The sequence below is a fragment of the Candidatus Poribacteria bacterium genome (genome assembly GCA_016866785.1).
In the GTDB taxonomy this organism is placed as follows: Bacteria; Poribacteria; WGA-4E.
In genome coordinates this window covers 1-18,834 of the sequence record VGLH01000003.1, presented here as the reverse complement: position 1 = coordinate 18,834, position 18,834 = coordinate 1, and the positions used below count along the sequence as shown (strand labels likewise).

Annotated in this window: 14 protein-coding genes; 7 read left to right on the top strand and 7 right to left on the bottom strand. The window is 66.3% G+C overall.

The annotated features are described in order from the left end of the window. Position 1: 1 nt before the first annotated feature. From FJZ36_00920 to FJZ36_00895, 6 genes are all read right to left on the bottom strand, one after another. Positions 2–1,198 carry an ROK family protein gene (locus FJZ36_00920; protein MBM3213471.1) on the bottom strand — a complete coding sequence of 399 codons (1,197 nt, stop codon included), beginning with the start codon at positions 1,196–1,198 and terminating at the stop codon, positions 2–4. Continuing rightward, on the bottom strand, positions 1,198–2,421 hold the full coding sequence (locus FJZ36_00915) for an amidohydrolase family protein (protein MBM3213470.1): 1,224 nt from the start codon (positions 2,419–2,421) through the stop codon (positions 1,198–1,200). The genes FJZ36_00920 and FJZ36_00915 overlap by 1 nt, the downstream gene beginning before the upstream one ends. A 77-nt stretch (positions 2,422–2,498) precedes the next feature. Continuing rightward, positions 2,499–3,248 carry a hypothetical protein gene (locus FJZ36_00910; protein ID MBM3213469.1) on the bottom strand — a complete coding sequence of 250 codons (750 nt, stop codon included), beginning with the start codon at positions 3,246–3,248 and terminating at the stop codon, positions 2,499–2,501. Between the two features lie 98 nt (positions 3,249–3,346). After that, positions 3,347–4,378: a zinc-binding dehydrogenase gene (locus FJZ36_00905; GenBank protein MBM3213468.1), complete on the bottom strand. Its 1,032-nt coding sequence runs from the start codon at positions 4,376–4,378 to the stop codon at positions 3,347–3,349. Next, a complete protein-coding gene (locus FJZ36_00900) occupies positions 4,375–5,145 on the bottom strand; it encodes a nitroreductase family protein (protein ID MBM3213467.1) in 771 nt (256 codons plus the stop codon). The genes FJZ36_00905 and FJZ36_00900 overlap by 4 nt, the downstream gene beginning before the upstream one ends. 26 nt (positions 5,146–5,171) lie before the next feature. Further along, positions 5,172–6,215 carry a formylglycine-generating enzyme family protein gene (locus FJZ36_00895; protein MBM3213466.1) on the bottom strand — a complete coding sequence of 348 codons (1,044 nt, stop codon included), beginning with the start codon at positions 6,213–6,215 and terminating at the stop codon, positions 5,172–5,174. Between FJZ36_00895 and FJZ36_00890 the strand changes: the two genes are divergently transcribed. From FJZ36_00890 to FJZ36_00860, 7 genes are all read left to right on the top strand, one after another. Next, the gene (locus FJZ36_00890) at positions 6,182–8,539 is read left to right on the top strand and encodes a hypothetical protein (GenBank protein MBM3213465.1); all 2,358 of its coding nucleotides are present in this window, start codon (positions 6,182–6,184) and stop codon (positions 8,537–8,539) included. The two genes, FJZ36_00895 and FJZ36_00890, sit on opposite strands and share 34 nt — an antisense overlap. A gap of 156 nt (positions 8,540–8,695) precedes the next feature. Next, entirely contained in the window at positions 8,696–9,406 is a 711-nt protein-coding gene (locus tag FJZ36_00885; protein ID MBM3213464.1) for a hypothetical protein, read from the top strand. Positions 9,407–9,412: 6 nt separating this feature from the next. After that, the gene (locus FJZ36_00880; GenBank protein MBM3213463.1) at positions 9,413–10,168 is read left to right on the top strand and encodes a hypothetical protein; all 756 of its coding nucleotides are present in this window, start codon (positions 9,413–9,415) and stop codon (positions 10,166–10,168) included. Positions 10,169–10,182: 14 nt separating this feature from the next. Continuing rightward, the gene (locus FJZ36_00875; protein MBM3213462.1) at positions 10,183–11,205 is read left to right on the top strand and encodes a hypothetical protein; all 1,023 of its coding nucleotides are present in this window, start codon (positions 10,183–10,185) and stop codon (positions 11,203–11,205) included. Positions 11,206–11,238: 33 nt separating this feature from the next. Further along, a complete protein-coding gene (locus tag FJZ36_00870) occupies positions 11,239–11,955 on the top strand; it encodes a class I SAM-dependent methyltransferase (protein ID MBM3213461.1) in 717 nt (238 codons plus the stop codon). Continuing rightward, entirely contained in the window at positions 11,952–13,766 is a 1,815-nt protein-coding gene (locus tag FJZ36_00865; GenBank protein MBM3213460.1) for an ABC transporter ATP-binding protein, read from the top strand. Before FJZ36_00870 ends, FJZ36_00865 begins: the two co-directional genes overlap by 4 nt. A gap of 2 nt (positions 13,767–13,768) precedes the next feature. Further along, complete coding sequence (locus FJZ36_00860) at positions 13,769–14,908, top strand: hypothetical protein (GenBank protein MBM3213459.1); 1,140 nt, start codon at positions 13,769–13,771, stop codon at positions 14,906–14,908. A gap of 12 nt (positions 14,909–14,920) precedes the next feature. Here the strand turns inward: FJZ36_00860 and FJZ36_00855 are convergent, their stop codons facing one another. Next, a complete protein-coding gene (locus tag FJZ36_00855; protein ID MBM3213458.1) occupies positions 14,921–18,820 on the bottom strand; it encodes a hypothetical protein in 3,900 nt (1,299 codons plus the stop codon). Between the last annotated feature and the right edge of the window lie 14 nt (positions 18,821–18,834).

Below are 18,834 nucleotides of genomic sequence, written 5' to 3'. Positions count from 1 at the left end.
GTCAGTCGGACGCTCGCGTTGATCGGTAGAAGTCGGCGTGGACCGCCAAGTAGGCAGCCCCGTCAACGCCCGGCATGGGGCTGCGGTCCACGGCGACGGCGGTTCGCGCGACCCATTCACGAAGTCCGATTCGGCTCTCAGCCGCGAGCGGGAACTCGACCGGCTTGCCTCCGAAGTCGCGCCGGAAGTAGCGCAGGAACGGTTCCTCCAAGAGCGGCCAGTTCTGCGCGACGAGGCTGGCTCCCGACAGGACGACCGCGCGCGGCTTGTGCGCCTGCACGATGCCCTGAGCCAGCGCCGCGATGTGCGCTCCGAGGTGGACGAACGCCATCTGGCAGACGGAGCACCCGCGCCTTGCGTGCTCTGAGATGGCTCCGGGCACGTCGTGGGCGGCACGGATCGCCGTTGCAGCGTCGGGATCGGGAGCTCGCCCAGAGACCAGCAGGTACTCGTAGAAGATCGGGAGCCCAAGCGCGGAAACGTAACGTTCGACGTGCAACGGGTACCTCTCCGCATCGCGGCTGGAGCGGTACTTCTCCCAGAGCCAGTTCATGAACCCCAGATCGACGGGCGCGTAGAGCGTCCAGACCTCACCGCCTTCGCCAACGCGTCCATCCGGACCGATCACCTTGTATCCCGCGCCGGTTCCCAGCGAGACGACTGCTACGTCGCGGTTCAGAGAGTCGTCGCGCAGAGGATCGTCGGGATGCAGGGCGTTCCATGTAGAGACGGCGTTGGCGATCTGCGTGCGCACGTCAGGCGACAGACTGACGCCGAGGGCGCACGCCATCAGGTCGTTGGCGGCGATGACGTCTCCGAACGCGCCGGGGTGCTGCTCGCGGTAGCGCTCGACGACGTTGTGCTTGCCCCACGCGAAATGCGTCGAAGGATCGGTCATGCCGGTCGATGGATCCGTGGGTCCCTTGCAGCCCACGCCTAGAACGGGCTTCGCGTCCGATCCGAAGCGTTCCCGAACCCACGACAACGCGTCGCCGACGCCTAGATCGATGAGCCCGCGAGACCGGTCGTGCCGCACCGAACCGTGGCGGACACGACGCCAAACTCCCTCCAGGCGCGTGTAGACGGCGGTCCGCGCCGAAGTTCCGCCGTAGTCGTGCCCGATGGCGACGCGAGCAGAGCCGTCGTCGCCCCACGCGCCCAGCGGCGAGTCGTCGTCGATCCAGTCGATGGCAGGCATCACCGGATTCGCGGCAGGGCGTTGACGAGCGGGCTGCCTTCGACAAACACGGCGCGCGCGCGCCATTGAGCGTCGAACACGGCGACATCGGCGTCGAAGCCGGACGCGAGCCGACCTTTCGTCGTCAGTCCGAGGCTTTCGGCAGGAGTGAGCGTCGCCATGCGGACGGCGTCCGAGACAGACGTTCCCCAGTCGATGGCGCGCCGGACGGCGTCGCTGAGCGTCAGGCATCCGCCGGTGAGTTCCCTGCCCTCGCGATCGAGGTACAACGCTCCGTCGATCAGGAAGACGCGGCGACCGGTCCGCGTGACCAGGCGCCCCGATTGGGGGTCGGGCTCGAAGTAGGACTGGAGCTCATCTTCGGGGATCGCGGCGGCGGAACCCGCGTCGGTGATGAGGCTGGCGTTCCTGGGGCCCTTGAGCCGCGTTGCCATCCGGGACCACGTCGGGCTCACGTGGCGGCAGTCGCCGATGAGCTCGGCGTGGACGCGGTCATCGTCGAGCACGGCTTCCGCGACGCCCATGTCTCGGTGGTGGATGCCGCTCATCCCGTTGAAAAGGTGCGTCGCGCGACGGATGCCTGCGTCGATGGCGCGACAGGCAGTGTCGTAGTCGGCGTTCGTGTGGCCCATCGTCGGCACGACGCCGATCTCGGGGAACCGTTCGGAGAGGTAACGCGTCAAGGCGAATCCGGCGTCGTTCTCGACGGCGTAAGAGAAGACGCGGACGGTGTGGCGTGAGGCTTCCCAGAGATCGAGGAACGCTTCGATGGTCGGCGCGGCGAGGTGCTCCTCGGCGTGAGCTCCCCGTTTGGCGGAAGAGCCGAACTTCCCCTCGACGTAGGGTCCCAACACGCGAGCGCCGGAACCGTCCCAGTCGAGAGCCGCCTCGGCGACGGCTCGCAAGCCAACGCGCAGACGATCCATGGGCATCGCGAACGTGCCTCCGCAGATCGCCGTCGTGCCGTGTATGCCGTGGGCGCGCGCGACGGCTCGGACGTCCTCGACGCTACCGCTGAGGACGGGCTTGCCCCCGCCGCCGTGAACCAACGCGTCGATGAGCCCCGGCGATACGACGCAGCCCGTCCCGTCGTAGACCTCGTCCGCCGGTTCTGACGAGTCGCCGACAGCGACGATCCGGTTCCCCGCGAAGGTGATCTGCGTGGCGCGTGTCGGTTCGGGGCAGTAGAGCGTCGCGTTGATGATGCGGGTTCGCTTCGGCATGACCTCTCCGGTGCAGCACCCCGAGCACACGTGCGGCGCAAGGCGGATTCGCCCTGCGCCGTTAGGATACCCGAAGGCTACTGCGATTTCAGCCCAGCCCACGTCGACGCCGTCTTCCCGTCGGGGCGCACGGCCGTCGCGAGCTCCGGCGAATGGAAGTAGTCGAAGGCGGCTTTCTGCGCGACGGAGCCGCCCCAGTTCTTGAGGAAGAGCCCGATCTTGTAGGTACCCTTCTCGTAGTTGGGCCCCAGTTTCTTGTCGATGCCGGCGGACTTCCACTTGTCAGCAGGGCTGTCCTTGTAGAAGAACTCGAGCTCCGTACCGGACTTCACGATCTGCAAGTAGACGTCCTTGTCTGGCTTGGCATCGACTGCGATCTGGGCTTGGTCGCGCCAGCGGTAGTCGGCAGCGATGCAGTCCTCCAGACGCATGTCCTGGTTGTTGTAGGGACCCCACAGGGAGTACGCCCACTTGTCTTCGCGGAAGATGATGAGCCCGGCATGCGACGCCCCAGGCTGGGCTGCTTTGTCGAGAAGCGCATCAACGTTCGTCTCGATCGTGAACTTCTTGTCGTCCGCCGGTGGATTCATCAGAAGGAAGGGCGCCCCATCGACGCCCTGGCGGAACAGGTCCTGGTTTGCCTGGATGTCGAAGATGAACCAGCCGCCCTTGACTTCCCACTTGTCGTTGTTGCCTGCATTGCGGAACGTCCACATCGCGTTCAGCTTCGTGTCGTCGAACGAGTCGACGTACGGCTGCGCGACGGACACCGAGGACAGCGAAGCGAGGAGCGCGAGGCTGGACACGAACGTAGCGATGCGGCGCATCGGACGAGCCCTCCTAGCAGTGTCGAACGCGCCCCGAGCTCGGGCGCGACATCGTCGAATATAACGACGCGGCAGAGACGAGTCAACTCGCGCGGCGGTCACGCGGTCGCAGCTCGGCACTCCAGCACCGTCTTGATGCCGCGTCGATCCCTGGCAGAGCCCAACGCGGCATCCGCCTGTAACAGCCGATAGCGTTCCGTCACGAACGGCGACAGGTCGATGCTGCCGTCGGCGATCCAGTCGCGCGCCTGCGCCAGAGATGCCCGCGAGAACGCCCACGATGCTTGGATCCGATGCCCGCTGAAGTGGAGCTCCTCGAGGTCGAGCGTCAGGGTCCTCCCCTTGGGCGCGAGCCCGAACAGGTTGATTGCCCCGCCGCGACGCGCGCATCGGAACGCCAGACCCAGCGCCGATGGACTGTCGGACGCCATGATGACCGTGTCTGCGCCGCCTTCCGTGGCGTCGATCAGCTCGGACATGCTCTCATCGGAGTTGTCGAACGTCTGCTCTGCCCCGAGGCGTTCGGCGACTGCCCGGCGTTCTGCTAACGGCTCAATGACGTATGCGCGCAGTCCATGCAGGACCGCCGCCTGCACGAAGAGCAAGCCGATGGGACCCGCGCCGAGGATCGCGACGGTGTCGCGGAAGGGCGTCTCTGCCATCGCGTTCGCTACACAGCCCATCGGCTCCGTGAACAGGACGCGCTCCGGCTCCACGTCGGGCGGGTAGACGATCAGCCCGCCCTGGGACACGAGAGCGTCAGGAGCGAGCATGTATTCCGAGAACCCGCCATCGATGTCGTGTCCGATGCCGGTCAGCGATCGGCAGTACTTCGCCTCATCGCGGCGACAGGCACTGCAAACGCCACACGTCACCATGGGATTCACCGACACGAGGGCTCCGACGTCGATGCCGGTCGCACGCGAGGCGACAACGCGTCCGGCGATCTCGTGACCCAGGACGACCGGCGGGGAGTAGTCCGTCGCAAGCCCATCGACCGCCATAAGGTCGGACGCGCAGACGCCGCAGAGATCGACGCGGATGAGCACCTCGCCGTCTCCGGGCGTGGGTATCGGGCGGTCTTCGATCTCCAGCGGCGCGCCCGGAGCGCGGAACACGACGACTTTCATCCACCATCCTCCGGGTATCGGTTCCAGTGAACGAACCGTTCGGCGGGAAGCCTGACGGAAAGCTTGTTCTCCTGCGCGACATAACCCAATCGCAGGATGACGACCGGCTCGCGGGAGTGCGGCGCGTGTAGCAGGTCGCGCACGGCATCCCTGTCCTGCGGCGTCTCCAGTGGCGCGTTGACGAACTGAGCGCCGATGCCCAGCTCGGTCGCGGCAAGCAGGAGGTTCTGCAGCATCGCCCCGATGCCGAAACACGACCAGAGATCGCCGCTCTCGCCGGGGGACTTCCGGTCGCGGTTCCTCACAACGACGCAGACGAGCGGGGCGACCGCCAGCAGTCGTTCCGTCGAGCGGCCGGGAGCGTTGCCGGCTCCAGCCTTGCCCAGAACGCTCGCCTGCCGCGCATGGCGCAGCAGGTACGGCGCGAGGAACCGGGCGAGCGACGAATCGGGAAGCTGGTCTCCGAGTAGGACGCCATCGGCGCGCTGACGCCATTCGTCCTCGCTGACGCTCGTCCAGTCGGAGACGTCCTGAAGGAACTCGGCGCTCTTGAGTTGCTCGACGATGGCTTTGCGTGCGAGCCGTCCCAGCGCTGCCTTGGGTTCCGGTGCGTCGAGAAAGACGAGCTCCCACGGCTGGGTGTTGAACGGCGAGGGAGCCCATCGGGCGGCTTCGACGAGGACTGCGACATGCTCCGACGCGATGGGTTCGTCGCGGAACTCGACCCGCTGGCTGCGACGTCGGCGGATGAGGTCGAGGAGCTCCATCGTCCTCGCGGCTCCTCGAAGGCGGGTTAGAAAGCGCTCTTGGCGCACCGGAACCCGGTTACGGCGTTGGCTTCTGCCGGGTCCTGATGGCTCCGCTGGGATACTTCGAGCGCGGACGCATCGCTCGCGTAGGAACCCCCGCGCTGGACGCGCGTCGCGCCCGCCAGCGGACCGCGCGGGTCTTGATCCGGCGAGATGTTGTAGTAGGTCGCGTCGTAGTAGTCGGCGCACCACTCCCAGACGTTCCCGCCCATGTCGAAGATGCCCAGCGCATTCGGCGTGGTCGATTTGACATCTGCAGGGGTCGCGCGAGTCGCGCCGAAGATGGCGTTCGTCCCGGAGGGCGCGGCGTTGCCCCACGGATAGCGTGCGCCAGCGATGCCGCCGCGCGCCGCTTTCTCCCACTGGGCTTCGGTCGGCAGGGTCTTGCCCGCCCAGCGCGCGTACGCGCTCGCATCGGACCATGTGACGCCGACGACCGGCTGATTGGGCCCGTTGTAGCGGTCGTCGTTCCAGAACTTAGGGGCGGCGCGCTTCGTTGCTGTGAGGAAGGCTGCGTACTGGCTGTTCGTCACTTCGGCTTCGTCGATATAGAACGCGCTCAGAGCCACCGCGTGCGCGGGGCGGTTGTCTGCTCGAGCCGGGGCATCGGGGTCGCCCATCGTGAACACGCCCTCGTCGATGAGCACCATGATCGCGCCGTCGGATGAGCGAATCTTCGGATCCAGGGGAACATCGACGGGTCCCGGTCCGTTCGTGATGTCGTCGCCGCAACCGATCCAGATCGCCGCGAGCACCAAGGCGGCGAGAAACGGCAGGACAATGGGCAAGACTCGGCGGGCTCGTTTCACGGTTTCGCTGTCCTCATGGCTCGTCGCACGAACGTTGAGTAGAATACTGTGAGCTCCGACGACACGCAAAGCCGGCGTGGAGCATCTGGTGCGAGAGGGAGTGTATGTCTCCGGTGAAGGGTCGATGGACGGTTCTGGCGCTGGTGCTCCTGTGGTGCGCGTCCTTGGGAGCGACCGCCGAGCGCATGGAAACTCGATGCGCCCGGCAGCGGGACCCATGGTTCGTCGGGTCGGTCGATCCGCAGGTGGTTCCCAGCCTCGCCCGGGTCGGCGGGTATCTGCTGCGCGTACGCGCGATGACGGGAACGAGCACGGTTGCGCGGCTCGAATGGCGGGTTGGCAAGGGCGCTTCGGTGCTGTCCGCGCGGACAGAGATGGTGTACGTCCCGTCGGATGGCGAACTCGTGCGGAGCGTCGCGGTCGGCGTCAGCCGACCCGGGAACTACGACATCGTCGCCGCGCTGACTCCGGTCGGCGGAACCGGTTCCACGAAGCCGGAACCCGAGCTCTTCGTCCGCTACCTGCGCGTGCAGGCGTCCAGTTCCCAAGACAGCGCCACTCCATTCCCCATCGATGCATCCGGAGGACGGACACTCGACGCCCAGGTGAAACGCGCTCCAGCGGCGGTCGTCGCGCCCGGCGATGCCCGGTTCACCGGACGCGTCACGTACCACGACGACGTCGAGGGCATCGCGCTGCCGATTCGGGAGGTCACCGTCCAGCTCGCGGAACGAGTCGCTCGCGGAGCCTTTCTGATCGAGCAGGTGATCGAGACGGTCTTCACCGACGTCGATGGGCGCTTCGCCTTTGTGGACGTTCCGGCGAAGGGAGCCGACGGGACGGCTCGCACGTACCGCATCAATGTCTTGGTTCGCAACGCGCACCTCACGATGACGGATCACCGGGGAACCCTGTACCGCCGGAGCACGGACTGGGCTCCCGCTGCCGGCGGGACGACGACCGATCTGGCGGTACATTGGGGACTCGACGACGAACGGCACGCCATCGGTCGCATCTTCGGCGCGATGCTCGATGAGCGCGACTACCTTCGCCGCACGGTGGGCTTCGAACGGAAGAGCGTCACAGTCGAGTACCCATCTCTCGACGGCGGAACCTACTACAGCGTAGACGCCCGCATCGGCATCGTCTCGTTCGAGGTCATCCGCATCGGGTTCAACGACGGCATCCTGCGCGAAGCCGCGCTGCACGAGTACGGACATGCCGTGATGACATCAGCCTACGGCGACCGGTTCGACGCGATCCCCTTCGGCAACGGGGTGGACGGCGGTCACACGCTTCATACGGTCTCCGATTCGGAGTTCGCCGTCAGTGAGGGATGGGCGGAGTTCATGGAGGCGCTGGTGGACGACCGAGCGCTGAACGTCCGGTCCTACCGGAACGCGAACCTGCCCAACATCGAGACGAACGACTGGTGGACCGGCACGATCGACGGCAAGGGACGCAACTCGGACGGCAGCATCGTCGAAGGCGCGGTCGCCAGCGTCCTGTGGGACCTCTCCGACGGTTCCCAGAGCGTGGACACGACGCGCGATGTGGACGACGACGGGATCGCCAACCAGTTCCCGCGCGTGTGGGAGCTCTTCGTCGCCTATCGTCCCAAAACCGTCAAGAAGTTCCGCGACGGATGGATCGAACGCGGCTACCCGCAGCGAGCCGAGATGCTCTCCATCTTCGACGACCACGGCATGCCGTCGGTGTCCTTTACCGGCGACGTCAACCGCGACGGCGCGGTCGATATCCTGGACTTGGTGCTGGTCGCGCAGCGTTTCGGCGAGTCGGGTCCGTTCATCGGGCTGAACCCCGACCTGTCCGGCGACGGCGTCGTGGACATCGCCGATCTGGTCATCGTCGCCAAGCATTTCGGCGAGAAAAGCGTGCCGGCGGCTCCGCCCACGGCAACCGGAACGGTTCGTCTGCGGGCATTGCGCGAGCCCGACGGCGCATTTCTCATATCGCCGCCAGCCGCGATGCGCCTCTGGGCGGCGCGATTCCGATTTCCCACCGGAACCGTGTACGAGCTGGTTCCACCGACGGCGAATGTGCTGACGCTTCCCGACGCAACGGGCGTGTCGCTCGTGTCGGTCGCTGGGACGCCGCTGCCGGCGTCGGAGTACGCCTTGCGCGTGCGGGCTACGGGCGCATCGTCGATTCTCGGAGGCGAGCTCGTCGGCTCCGACCTGTCGGTGCATCCGATCTCGGCGCCGGGATGGGCTGACGATTCGCGCTCGAAGGCTCTTGAGCTTCTGTCCGCGTATCCGTCTCCGGCGAACCCGGAGGTGTGGATTCCCTTCCGGCTCGGACAGACGGCGACTCTCGACGCGCGGATCGTCGACGTTGCCGGGACACTGGTTCGTCGCTGGTCGCTGGGTGAACTCTCCGCAGGAGACTACACGACTCGGGCGACGGCGCTGCACTGGGACGGGCGCAACGAACGCGGCGAGCCGGTCGCGTCCGGGGTCTATTGGGTCGTGCTGGAAGGCTCAGGAATGCGGCAAACCCGTCGGTTGCTGATCGACCGGTGATTCGGTTGACGCGGGGGAGCCGACGCGTCAGAATGCCGATGGCGCGTGCGGTTGTCGAGGCTCTCAAGCCGCGTTCTGCACGACGTAGCACGTTGGTCGAGTGTCCGCCCACGATGCTGACCAGAGCGCAGGATGTGCAGTGCAAGGAGGCTGGATATGCGACCTCATCGGAACCATTGGCTCGTCCTGACGGCGTGTGCGCTCGTTCTTGCGGCGGGAGCCGTCACCCTCGCGCGCGCCGAAGTCGAGAAGCTGAGTCTGCACCTCTACGGCGGCATGACGAACCGCAGCCGTTGGCAGATCGAGAAGCTGCTGAGCCCGTACGTCGATCCGTCGAACATCGAGTTCAAGGCGGTTCGCGACAAAGACGGTCGCCGGAACCCCTGGCGCACCATCGTCGAGATCACGCCCGAAGGCGACTATCTCGACATCTACGACATCGTCCACAGCATCCGCGACACGCGCGGCGTCGAAGACGGGCGGCTGCTCTATCGCACTGATATCGAGGCGACAGGCGAGTTGCGCGCGCATCTGGGCTTCACGCGCCGAAGCTTCCGCTGGGTTCCCGGATGGGTGCAGGCGCGGGGTCTGGTGACTTCCGGGCTATGGCATCGCGTCTATGCCGACGGATCGGGCGAGGACCTGGTGTTCCACCCGAACGCGGTGTACGACGATCTGCGGGCGTCGCCGCCGCGCGATGAGCGTGTCCGCATCAAGGGTCGGATCGCTGGGTTCGACAGCGTTTATCCCGTTGTCGTCCTCGGCGAGTATTCCGGCGCCGACGAAGCCCCAGCCGACGACGGCAGGGAACCCTCGATGCTCCGCCGTCAGCGCCGCGTTGGCGGAGAGCGCACGGACGATAGGTAGGACGCGATGAGCCGATTGCGCCTCGACGAGCCCTTCCGCCGGTTCGTCGTCCTGGGAGAGAGCACCGTCCAAGGCGGACCGTGGGTCCCGGACGTCTCCGACCGTTTCGCCGACGTTCTCCATCGCCTGCTTCAGAGCGCCCAGTCCGAGCCCCTGGAGTACCTCAACCGGGGCATCGGGGCGAACGCCATCAGTCCGCGCAGTCCCGGCTACGCGCAGTCCGCGAAGCCCAGCGCCCTCGAACGATACCGCGACGACGTGATCGCGGCGGAGCCCGACCTGTTCGTCTTCTGCTACGGGCTCAACGACATGCGCGCCGGGATGGCGATTTCCGGGTTCATCGACGACTGTCGAACCATCCTGAGCGATGTGCGGGAAGCCTGCGATCCCGTCATGGTCGTCACGACGATCTATCACATGACGGGCTGGCGCAGCTTCCCGCCCTACGACAAGGGGAGCCGCGAGGCGACCATCCGCTACAACGACGCCCTGCGCGATCTGGCGCGCGAACAAGGCGCACTGCTGGCGGACGTTTGGGCAGCCCAGGGCGAAGCGGACTGGCTGATCCACCCAGACGGAGTTCACGCGAACCGAGTCGGCAACCTGATCATCGCGCACGCGATCTTCGCCGAGCTCTGTCGGCACTGCCCGCGCCTGACTCGCTCGACCCATGCCGCCGACGAAGCGACGGACTGGACGCGCATGACGACCCAAGCCCGGCGCGACGCTGGCGACCCGTTCCGCAACACCTGGACGAACTGAATCCCGGAGCGACTATGCCGATCCTCTCCTGGGAAGCCGTGGCGGAACCCTCCGAGCGGTTCCCTTCGTGCCACTGCTCCACGCTGGTCGAAACGCGTACGGGCGGTCTGCTGGTGGGATACTACGCCGGCGAGGGCGAGGCGCGACCCGACGCGGCGTGGGTCATCGCCCGGATGCCTCCCGGCGGCGAGTTCGGGCCCCTGTCCATCGTCGCGGACACGCCCGGCAAGCCCGAAGGGAACGGCATCCTCTACGAGAACGAGTCGGGCAGGATTCTCGTCATCTACGGGACGATGCACGGCAAGCTGGATGGACCCTACGGTCCCGGCGTCCGATGGGTGACGTGCGATCTACGGATGTGCCACTCGGACGACGGCGGCTCCTCGTGGTCGGATATCGAGTTCCTGACGCGAGATCTGGGGCATGTGCCCCACAGCAAGCCGATACGACTCTCCTCCGGTGATCTGATCTTCGGGACGGAGTTCATGGATGGGCACTCCCGCATGTGGCGGAGCTCCGACGACGGGGCGACGTGGAACCTGGTTGGCGCGGTGCCCGGCGAGCCGAACCAGCACCCATCGCTGATCGAGGCGGCTGATGGGCGGATCGTCGCGCTGCTGCGTCCGTCCGGCAGGCATCCCAACGTGCTCCGCAGCGTGTCTGCGGACGGCGGACGAACGTGGTCGCCAGCGGAGGTGACAGAGCTGGGATGTCCGCACGCGGCTCTGGACGCCGTGAAACTGGTGGACGGTCGCGTCGTGCTGGCGTTCAATCGCGATCCATCGCAGCGGAACCCGCTCTCGCTGGCGATCAGCGATGACGACGGCGAGACATGGTACACCACCCGCGACCTCATGACGGGGGAGGGGCGGTTCCACTATCCGGCGATCATCCAGTCGCGCGATGGGCTCCTGCACGTCTCGTTCACGAACAATCGCCGGACCATCGACCACGTCGCCCTGACGCCCGACTGGATCGAAGGAACCGGCGACGACCTGCCCGCCTGGACAGGCGAAGGCGCGACCCGCGCCCTTTGACGACTCGACCGAGCCGGTGCTACGCTTCCCGCCATGTGGGATGCGGAGTACGTGTCGGCGGAAATGCCCGGCGATGAGGCGACGCGCGACGAGGTCGATTTCCTCGTCGAGGCGCTCGATCTCCAGTCGGACGACCGCGTTCTGGACGTGGGATGCGGAGCCGGCAGGCACGCCATGCTTCTCGCCGAGTACGGATACCGCGTCGTCGGCGTCGATGCGTCCGAGCCGCTCATCCAAGCCGCTGCACACAGCCGAAAGCCGGACGGGCCCTGCTACGCCCTCGCCGACATGCGCGCGCTTCCCTTCGACGGGGCGTTCGACGTGGCGATCTGCATGTTCGCTTCGTTCGGACTGCTGGACGATTCAGGCAACCAGCGAGCTCTCGACGCGATGGCGGGAGCCCTGAATCCCGATGGGTACGCCCTCATCGAAACGTGGAACCCCTACGCCGCCGCGCACCTGGACGGCAGACGCAACTGGTGGCGCGCCGCCGATGCGATCCATCTGGCGAGCGCACGATTCGACGCCGTGACGGGAACCGTCCTCGACACGCGCGATGTGCTCGCGAACGGCGGCAAGTCGAATCGCCAGTGGGTGCGTTCGCTGCGGCTCTACACGCCGCCGGAGCTGACGGCGATGGCGTCGCGCGTGGGCATGGCTCCCGTGCGCTGGTACGGCGACTTCGACGGCAGCGACCTGTCAGCCGCCTCTCCGAGGCTCATCGTCGCCATGGAGCGTGTCCCGACATGACCGTGTGGACGCGCTACGCCCGCCTTCTGGCTCCCTACACGGCATCGATGCTGGGCGTGGTCGTGCTCGCCGGCGTCACGTCCGCCCTGTCGGGAGGCATCGTCCGCGCGCTATCGGATGCCATGGCGGTTCTCGCCTCCAGCGACGGACCGAACGTCTATCCGCTCGAGTTCCATCTGTTGCGCCTGAATCCCGTGTTCCCAGGATTCGCCGTCTCCGCCGCCGATGCGTCGGCAGCCCTTCGGACGATGGGCGCGGTGCTGGCGGGCGTTGTCGCGGCGCTCGTCGTCAAGGGTGTGATCGGGTACGGACACACGTATCTGATGCATCGCGTCACGTTCCGCGTGATGACATCGCTGCGGAACGGGCTCCACCGAAGCATCCTGGGTCTGCCGTTGGGAACGATCCAGCAGCAGCGGAGCGGCGACCTCATGTCGCGGACGGTGGACGACGTGAACGTGGTCGTCCAGAGCGTCCACGCCATCACGGGCGGCGTTCGCTCCGCGGCGACGTTGATGGTCTACCTGGCTCTGATGTTCTTGCAGAACTGGATTCTCGCGGCGGCGACGCTCCTCGTGGTCCCGGTGCTGGCGGGGCTGATTCGAGTGATCGGGTCGCGGGTGCGGAGCACGAGCCTGCTGGTGCAGCAGGAGCAGGCGGCGGTCGCGTCGGCGTTGCAGGAGAGCATCTTCGGGCTGAAAGTCATCAAGGCGTTCGGCGCCGAAGCCGGCGAGCAGACGCGATTTGAGAGACGGACACACGCCGTCTACCGGCTCGCGATGAAGCGCGTCCGGCTGTTCGCGTTCCAGTCCCCGGCAACGGAAATCGCGATGGGCATCGGTCTCGCGGGCGTGTTCGCCATCGGGGCGTGGCAGGCGGTCGGGGGCTCGCTGGGCTTGGGCGAGCTCTTGGCGCATCTGGGACTCGCCGCGTTGATGATGGAACCGGCGAAGAGCATCGGGAACTTCAGCGCGCTGGCGCATCAGGGGATCGCGTCGCTCGCGCGGGTCGACGCCATCCACGAGCTGCCGTCGGAGAAGATGGACGGCGGCGAACCGCTGGACGGCTTCTCGGGTTCCGTCGAGTTCCGCAACGTCTCGTTCAGCTTTGGCGGGGAGCCTGTGCTGCAGGACGTGTCGTTCACTGCGGAGCCCGGAACGACGGTGGCTCTTGTGGGTCGAAGCGGCGCGGGAAAGACGACGATTCTGCATCTGCTGGGACGGTTCTACGAGCCGACTTCGGGGGAAATTCTATTCGACGGCGTGCCAGTGCCCCGGATTCGGTTGAGCTCGCTGCGGTCGCAGATCGCCTTCGTACCGCAGGAAAGCGTTCTCTTCGCGGGAACCGTCGCTGACAACATCCGTCTGGCTGCTCCCGACGCGTCGGACGAGGCGGTGCGAGAGGCGGCGCGGCGCGCTCACGCGTTGGCGTTCATCGAGGCGATGCCCCAAGGCTTGGGAACGCCCATCGGCGAGCGAGGCGTGCGGCTGTCGGGGGGCGAGCAGCAGCGGATCGCCATCGCGCGCGCGTTCCTGAAGAACCCGCCGCTGTTTCTGCTAGACGAGGCGACTTCGTCGCTCGATTCCGAGTCGGAGGCGTCCATCCAGCGGTCGTTCGGTGAGCTGCTCCAGGGCAGAACGGCGTTCGTCGTCGCCCATCGATTGACGACGATCCAGAACGCCGACAAGATCCTCGTCATTCAGGATGGGCGGATCGTTCAGCAGGGCACGCATAAAGAGCTGCTGGCGCAAGGCGGAGCGTACGGTTCGCTCCACCGAACCCAGTTCAGACAGGAATCTGCGGGAGGATGAGAATGCGGCGTGTGTGGACGCACCGGTCGTCGAGGGCTCGGTGGATCGTTGCGGCGCTCGTGCTAGCGGCTGTGTCGCGTTCTTGGGCGGAACCGCCGGCTAGCCCGGCGGACGTCGGCGCGTTCCTGGCTGCCGATCCGCCAGAGAGCTCGGGAATCCTCGCACAGACAGCGCAAAAGCCGGCATACGCCAAGTTCCGATCCCTACTACAGGCGGATCGGAAGCACTTCCGAACCGCGACTGCAGACCCGATGCGTGGCTGGTCGAAGGCGAACATCCCGGCGGATGCGCCGGCAACCGTCCTCTACCCGTTCGCCGGGCCCGATTTCCTGAACGCCTATCTCATGTACCCGAACGCGGATACCTACGTGCTCATCGGGCTGGAGCACGGCGGCAAGGTTCCCGATCTGTCGGCAATGGATGCGCGCGGGAACCTCGCGGCGGGTCTGTCCACATTCCGCACCGCTCTGATGACGTTGATGTACGTGAATTTCTTCGTGACGAACCGGATGGAGGTCGAGATCGACGACGCGCCGATTCCCGGAGTCACGCCGGTTCTGCTCGCGATGATGCGCATGCTGGACCTGGAACCGATCCGCGTCGATCCCATCCAGATCGATGTGCGCGGAAAGATCGCGCTGGTGCCGGAGGATTCGCCTCGACGTCAGGCGCAGTGGGAGGGATATTCCAGCGTCCGAGTCGGGTTCCGACGCTCCGACGGACGCGAGAGGAGCGTCATCTATCTGTCGATGGACATCTCCAACGCAGGACTGGCGAAGCACTCCTACTGGGTCGGCTACCTGGAGTCGCTGGGGCAGGTCTCCTGCCTCATCAAGGCGGGCTCGTACCTGATGCACTCGGCGAACTTCACCACGATCCGGGACATCGTGCTCGATCAGGCGCAAATCGTCGCTCAGGACGACTCCGGCGTGCCGCTCAAGCGGTTCGACCGAGATCGCTGGAAGCTTCGCGCGTTTGGTGTCTACACGAAGCCCATCCAGCGGTTCACCAACAAGTTGCAGCCGGACCTGCGCGCGTTCTACGCGGAGGACGCGGAGCCGCTGCTCTTCCCGTGGGGCTACGGCAACGACGCGAAGAAGCCGAACCTGCTGCTCGCCGTCCGACGCGCAGATGCGCAGTAGCCTCTACGCCGGCTACCAGCGGAAGAAGCGATAGGGATCGTCCATCTCGACGGGCGTTTCCAGGTAGAGCCCGGTCAGCCAGCGCTGCTCTCCATCCTCACGCGGCGTCGAGAATCGCTCGACCAGCGGTGCCGTCGGCTGGACTCCCAGGTTCGACAGCAGGCGGCTCAGCAGGAAGCTCGTCCGCCGAAACGTGATCTTCACGTTGTACATCGCCTCGTGGTCGAACAGCCACGGAGCCAACTGGCAGAACGCGATGCGTCCGTCGATGGAACTCGCCAGGACGCCGCCTGCGAGCAAGTCCGCGCCGCTGGAGATCAGCGGGATCGTCCTCGGATCGCGGGTATGTACATCGGACGACGCAACGCCCGCGAACGGCGAATGCACGCCCGTCGGCGACAGCGGAACACCGAAATACTCCTCGCTGGAAGTGGTTACGGCTGTGGGGAGCACACGACTGGCTTCGTCGGCGTTCAGATCGATGGCGAGCGCCCTCCCTCCGTGGGCGAGCCAGTCAGAGAGCCCGTCCCGGTTCTTGGCGAACGCCGAGCTCGCGCCCTCGGCGACGACGAGCAGATCGCCCTTCCCAAGCGCCGAGGAGCCGTACGGCATGAGCTCGAAGCCAGCCTTGGACAGATGCGCCCTGCCCGACTCGCCTCCGGCGTAGACGAGGCGGCGACGCGGAGACGGTGCGAACGCATCGGCGAAGGCGATCAGGTTCCGCAGAAGCCGCGCCGCCGCCGGTTCCTGCGCTGTTCGACCGGTCACGTCCATCTGGCAGAACAGGATCGCGCCGTTTCCCTCACGGAACACCATCAGCGGGCTGTACTGCTGGTCGAACCCGCCATCGACGAGGGGCAGGAAGTCGCCCGTCGCCGGCTTCTCGATCATCACACTGGCGATGTTCCCACGGTTGCCGCATCGCCATGGGCGCGTCACCTCGATGCCGCACCACTCGACCGTGGGCCCGTGCATCGGACGCATCGTGTAGGTGAGACGCGGTGAGGTCAGCGTCGCCTCGCCGCGCCAGTCGTGAAGGTGTTCAACGCCGATTCCCGCGAGAACCGGATGGTTGGGGACGCGCGGGAAGGCGTTGCGCAGCCCGAACTCCTGCACGCGGAATCCGAGCCGGTTCTGCAGAACGTTCGCCTCCTGCTCGAACACGAGGACGCGCAGTCCGTCGCGCACGCGCGACAGGTCGGGAGCCGCGCCATCTTCCGTCAGCGCCTGCTTCCCGATGACCAGGACGTCGAATCCGCCCAGATCGCTACCGACGTCTACGGGGTCGTAAGCGAACCCAAGCCGGTCGAGCTCCGCCCGCGTCTCGCCTTTGGGGTCGAAGAGGGCGATGCGCGCGGATGTCGTCGGCGTCGTGGCAGCCGGCAGGATGTCGAGTGTGAACAAGTCCTCGCCGACCTCTCCGTTCTGGTACTCGATCCGCGCCCGAATCGTCACCGTATCGCCTGAGATCGACGCGGGGAGCTGGAACCGAAGCGGGATGCGCACCTGCTCGCCCGTCTCCACGTAGAAGGGCTTCTCGCCACGCACGCTGTCTGCGCCGTCGAGCGACCATCTCGCCATGCCCCGGACGGGCAGCCGTGAGTCGTTGATGACGACGATCTGCTTCTCGACCGCTTCGCCCGGAGCGAAGACGTGGCTCTTCTCGGTGAACGCGCCGGGCTTTCCTGCGATGTACGCCAAGAGGGGCCCGTTGTTTCGGAGGAACGCTCTGCCTGCGCTCGTGGGAATCCAGTCCGATCGCTCGAAGCCGAAGTCGAGTCGCTCGTACTGCGCGTCGATGAAGTCGGCGACGTAGCCGGGCGTCTGCTGGCGTTCCCAATCGACCGGAAGCGCCCGACGGCTCCGGTCGGCGTCGGGGTCGAGTAGCCAGAAATTGCCGTAACTCCACGCGTTCCTGCCGGAGACGCCCCACGTGCGGAACGCCCGCCAGTTGTCTTCGACGTAGAGCGCCCAGACCGCCTCCTGGTTCCCGTCGATCCGCGCGAAGGAGCCGATGATCGGCGTCGGGTAGTCCCACCGATGCCAGCGCTCGCCGTTGCGCCACTTGCCGGCTTCCCAGCGGAGGTTGCGCTTTTCGAGGTCGTTCAGGGCGTAGGCGTCGTCGCCCAGGAAGGGAGCGTTCCATTGCGCCGTCGTGAATTGCCAGGGGATGCTCGCGCCGCCGAAGTCGCGTTTGCCCTCGTACCAGCCGCGGTACATCGTCCAGTCGATGCCCCAGGGCTCGCCGTACTCGCAGAGGAATAGCGGCTTCACTCCGGTGGTCGCCCAGTGCTCGAACCAGTCGGATCGTTCCTGAACCGGCGTCCAGTTCAGGTAGAAGTTGCTCGTGTAGACCTCGCCGAGGTTGCCTCCCGCGTGGTGGTAGAGGACACGGGAACCGTCGATGCCCCGCGCGATGGTCTCCGCCCGCAGCGCCTTGCGCATGTTGCGCAGAGCCCAGCCGTCGCGGTCATCTTGGATGCCGTCGATCATGAAGGGGTTCATGTCTTCGCTGTAGCCGGTCGCGTTGTGGCTCATCGCGTACATGACGACGGAGGGATGGTTCTGCGCCATGCGGATGTAGGCTTCGGCGTGCTCGGCATAGCCGTTCGCCTGGTCGGCATCTTCGGCGTCCCAGTCGTACTGCGAGAAATGCGGGAGCGTGAACGAGACGAGCATGCCGACGTCGTCTGCCGCCCTCAGAATCTCCTCGAACGCGAGGTGCTCTCCAGGCTGGCAACTGTAGTTGTGGGTGTAGACGAGCCCGACGCCGATGGCTTGGAGCCGTTCGAGCGTCTCTCGGGCTCCGGCGTAGCTTGCGGCGGCTGCGCCGACCTGCGCGCTGTCGAGCGGCACAGCGAAGAAGTGGACCCGCGAGCCGTTCAGACGGAAGTCGCGTCCGTCGACCCAGAACTCGCGGAAGCCGAATCGCGTGTCCCAGAACACGTCGCGCACGCCGCCATCGTGGTCGTCGATCAGCGACAGGTTGAGGACGTACTGGTTCTCCGGCGTGTGCGTGTCCCAGAGCTTCGGCGGAACCCAATCCAGCGAAAAGGCGAACCTTCCGGCTTCGAGGTCGGAGGCGTTGAAGGGGGCGCTCGTGACATCGACGGCGGTCGAGTCACCATCTCGGACCTGCGCGCGCAGCAGGTACGTCCGCGCCGGTTCGAGATCATCCATCCGTACGCCGAACCCAAGCGTCCCGCGCCGGAACGACGGCTCGACGCGGACGTTTTTGATGCGCGCGGACACAGGCTCGGACACGAGGCTCACATCGCCGCACAAGCCTCGAAGCGCCACGGTTCCGCGCGTACGCCGCTCCTCTGCCGAGTTCGCATAGGATACGATGTCCTCGTGGAGCGGCAGCGCGGCGACGAACACGCTCAGTCGGTGCGTGCTTCCGGGACGGCACGCCGACGTGATATCCGCCTCGCCGCCCGGGAACGAGACATCGCCCGCGCGAACCCCGTCTACGTAGACGACGGCATAGGAACTCAGGTTCGAGAACGAAACGGCGATCCGCCTGCCCTTCCAGTCCGTGGGAACCATGATCTCGCGTTCGTACCACGCCATATCAGCGAGTCGGAGGTCATCGCTCGCCCAGTCGGGGTGCGGATAGCTGGTCTGCGAGTCGCGCCACATGTAGTTGCCGCGCGATCCGGGCCACGGCCCCGGCACGCGGCAGTATCCCCACGCCTCGGTCGGGATGGCGTCGGTAAGATTCTTGGCAGGCTGCCATCGCCACAGACCGTTGAGCGAGACTTCCCCGCGCGTGGAGGTTTCACGCCGATGGGCATCGGCGAGGTCCCACACGACTCGCACGCCAGGAGGAAGGACGTGGTCTTCGGAGCGGCTGACGGGATCGGTCGGGACAGCAGCCAGCACGGCGAGCGAGAGCAACCAACTGGACATTCTGCCTCTCCTCC